The sequence below is a fragment of the Streptomyces sp. NPDC002793 genome (assembly GCF_040295485.1).
Taxonomy (GTDB): domain Bacteria; phylum Actinomycetota; class Actinomycetes; order Streptomycetales; family Streptomycetaceae; genus Streptomyces.
Genome location: NZ_JBEOVL010000117.1, coordinates 1 through 3,706, shown reverse-complemented (window position 1 = coordinate 3,706; position 3,706 = coordinate 1). Strand labels below are relative to the sequence as shown.

Annotated in this window: 1 protein-coding gene; it reads left to right on the top strand. The window is 74.3% G+C overall.

The window, feature by feature from the left end:
• Nucleotides 1-44: 44 nt before the first annotated feature.
• Nucleotides 45-3,706, top strand: a 3,662-nt coding sequence (locus ABT001_RS35790; protein WP_351285863.1) for an SDR family NAD(P)-dependent oxidoreductase, incomplete at its 3' end; no start/stop codon positions are given.

The following is a 3,706-nucleotide window of genomic DNA, read 5'->3' as shown; positions in this document are numbered from 1 at the left end:
CGCTGGACGACGCCTGCCGGTTGGTGTCCGTGCGTGGCCGGTTGATGGACGCGTTGCCCGAGGGCGGAGCCATGCTCGCCGTCGAAGCGGCCGAGCACGAGCTGGACCTCCCTGACGGTGTGGACCTGGCGGCGGTCAACGGGCCGGCCTCACTGACCGTTTCGGGTCCTGCCGACGCGATCACCGCCCTGGAGGGGCGTCTTCGTGCCGAGGGCCGCAAGGTCAGGCGTCTGTCGGTCTCGCACGCGTTCCACTCGCACCTGATGGAGCCGATGCTGGCCGAGTTCGCGAAGGTGGCCGAGTCTCTGACGTACCGGGCACCGGCCGTACCCGTCGTCACGACGGCGGCGGGTGACATCGACACCCCCGCCTACTGGGTGAACCAGGTCCGCGAACCCGTCCGGTTCGCCGACGCCGTCGGTCGCCTCACCGGTGTGCGCACGGCGCTGGAGCTCGGCCCCGCCGGAGTGCTGTCCGCCCTCGTCCAGGAGCAGGCCGACGGCCTGGTGGCGGTACCCGCGCTGCGTTCGGGCCGGCCCGAGGCGGACACCCTGGTCGCCGCCCTCGCCCGCCTGCACACCCGGGGCGTGGCCGTGGACTGGGCCGCCTACCTCGCACCCCTGGGCGGCACCCGGATCGCCCTGCCCACCTACCCCTTCGCCCGTCAGCGCCACTGGCCCACCCCCAGAGCCGCCTCGCGTCCCACCCTCGGCGACAACCCGGCCGAACAGGACTTCTGGGCAGCCGTGGACCGCGCCGACACGGAGGCCGTCGCAGGTGCGCTGCGCCTGGACGACGGGCAGCGCGACGGCCTCGGGGGAGTTCTCCCGGCCCTCGCGGCCTGGCGGGAGCGCGGCCGCAACAAGGCCACCACGGACGCCTGGCGCTACCGCGTCGGATGGACCCCGCTGACCGAGCGACCGGTGAGACTGGACGGAACCTGGCTTCTCGTCACCTGCGGCGAGGGGACCGGCCATGCCGCGGAAGCCCTCCGTACCGCCGGTGCCCACCTCACCGTGGTGACCGACCCCGGCACCGATCGTGAGGAAATCGCCGGCCTGCTGGCCGAGCACGACCGGACCGCCGCCGGGAGCGGGCGACCGATAGCCGGTGTCGTGGTCCACGCGGCCACCACCACGGACCTGCTGCTCCTTCTGCAGGCCCACGGCGACGCCGGTCTCACCGCGCCCCTGTGGTGCCTCACCACCGACGCGGTCGCGGTCGCCCCCGGTGACGCGTGCGACCCCCGGGCGGCCAGGCTCTGGGGCCTCGGCCGGGTCGCAGCGCTCGAACACCCCGACCGTTGGGGCGGAATGGTCGACATACCCGCCGACCTCGACAGCAGGGCCGCAGGCCGTCTCGCCCAGGTCCTCTCCGGGGAGTCGGGCGAGGACCAGGTGGCCCTCCGGCGGACGGGCATCCACGCCCGCCGACTGCGTCGGGCCCCCGCCACGGCCGACGGGCGGACCCCCGAATGGCACGCCGACGGTACGGTCCTGGTCACCGGCGGCACGGGCGCCCTCGGCGACCTCACCGCCCGCCTGCTGGCCGAGCGCGGAGCCACCCGGATCGTCGTCGCGAGCCGGCGCGGTCCCGCCGCGCCCGGTGCCTCCGGCCTGGTGGCCGACCTCGCCACACAGGGCTGCACCTGCGTCGTCGTCCCCTGCGACCTGAGCGACCGGGCTGCCGTGACTGATCTGCTGGCCCAGCACCCCGTGACCGCCGTGGTGCACGCGGCCGGAATCGTCGACGACGGCGTGCTCGACGCCCTCACCGCCGACAGGCTCGCCGCCGTCCTCGCGGCCAAGGCCACATCGGCCGACCTGCTCGACGAACTCACCGGTGACCTGACCGACTTCGTCGTGTTCTCCTCGCTCGCCGGCGTGCTCGGCAGCGCCGGGCAGGGCGCCTACGCAGCCGCCAACGCCCACCTGGACGCCCTGGTGGAACGCCGCCGTGCCCGCGGCCAGGCCGGCACGGCCGTCGCCTGGGGCGCCTGGGCCGGAGCCGGCATGGCCGCCGAACCGGCCGCCGCCGCGCGGCTCGCCCGCGGCGGACTGCCGGCCATGGCGCAGGCCCGGGCCCTGGACGCGCTGACGACCGCCCTGGCCGAGGGCGACAGCACGGTGGTCGTGGCCGACATCGACTGGGAACGCTTCGCCCCCGGCTTCACCGCCGTACGGCCCAGCCGCCTGTTCGCCGAGCTGCCCGAGGCCACCCCTGTCGTCCGCGGCGCCGACGCCGCTGGGCCCGCCCCCCTCACCGCCCTCGGCACGGACACCGCCGAACAGACACGCGGCGTCGAGTCACTCGTCCTGGACGCCGTCGCGGCCGTCCTCGGCCATGCCTCCCCAGCAGCCGTGGAGCGCGAGCGTGCCTTCCGCGACCTCGGCTTCGACTCCCTCACCGCCCTCGAGCTGCGCAACCTGCTGGGAGCCCGGACAGGACTGTCCCTCCCGGCCGGCCTGGTATTCGACTTCCCGACTCCCGCCACCCTCGCCGAGCACCTGCTCACCCTGCTGTACGGAGACACCGCCGCCCCGGCGGCCGAGGGCGACCGGCGCGCGACGGACGACGACCCCATCGTCATCATCGGCATGTCCTGCCGCTTCCCGGGCGGCGTCGACTCGCCCGAGGCCCTGTGGAACCTGGTGGCCTCCGGCACCGACGCCATGACCGACTTCCCCGCCGACCGGGGCTGGGACCTCGACGCCCTGCTGAGCCCCGACGGCCCTTCACACAGCCGGTCCGGCGGTTTCCTCGACGACATCGCGGCCTTCGACGCCGGCCTGTTCGGGATCTCGCCGCGCGAGGCCCTCGCCATGGACCCTCAGCAGCGGCTTCTGCTCGAGGCCGCCTGGGAGGTGTTCGAACGCGCGGGCATCGACCCCGGCTCGGTGCGCGGCAGCGACACCGGCGTGTTCGCAGGCACCAACGGCCAGGACTACGCGGCCCTGCTGCTGGGCTCCGAGGCCGCCACCGAGGGACACCTGGGCACCGGGAACACCGCCAGCGTCCTCTCCGGCAGGATCTCGTACGCCTTCGGTCTGCGCGGCCCCGCGCTCAGCGTGGACACCGCCTGCTCCTCGTCCCTGGTGGCGCTGCACCTGGCCGCCCGGTCCCTGCGTGCGGGGGAGTGCTCGATGGCGCTGGCCGGAGGCGTCACCGTGATGCCGCTGCCCGGTACCTTCATCGAGTTCAGCACCCAGGGAGCCCTCTCCACCGACGGCCGCTGCAAGGCCTTCTCCGCCGACGCCGACGGCACCGGCTGGGGCGAGGGCGTCGGTCTGCTGCTGGTCGAGCGGCTCTCCGACGCCGTCCGCAACGGCCACCCCGTACTGGCCGTGGTGCGCGGCTCCGCCGTGAACCAGGACGGCGCGTCCAACGGGCTGACGGCACCGAACGGGCCCGCGCAGCAGCGCGTCATCCGTGCCGCGCTCGCCGAGGCGGGGCTGGGCACGTCGGACGTGGACGCCGTGGAAGCACACGGTACGGGGACGAGGCTGGGTGACCCGATCGAAGCGGAAGCCCTGCTGGCCACGTACGGACAGGGCCGTGAAGCCCCCTTGTGGCTGGGTTCGTTGAAGTCGAACATCGGTCATACGCAGGCCGCGGCAGGTGTTGCGGGAATCATCAAGATGGTGGAGGCGATGCGGCACGGTGTGCTGCCTCGTACGCTGCACGTGGACGAGCCGTCGCCCCATGT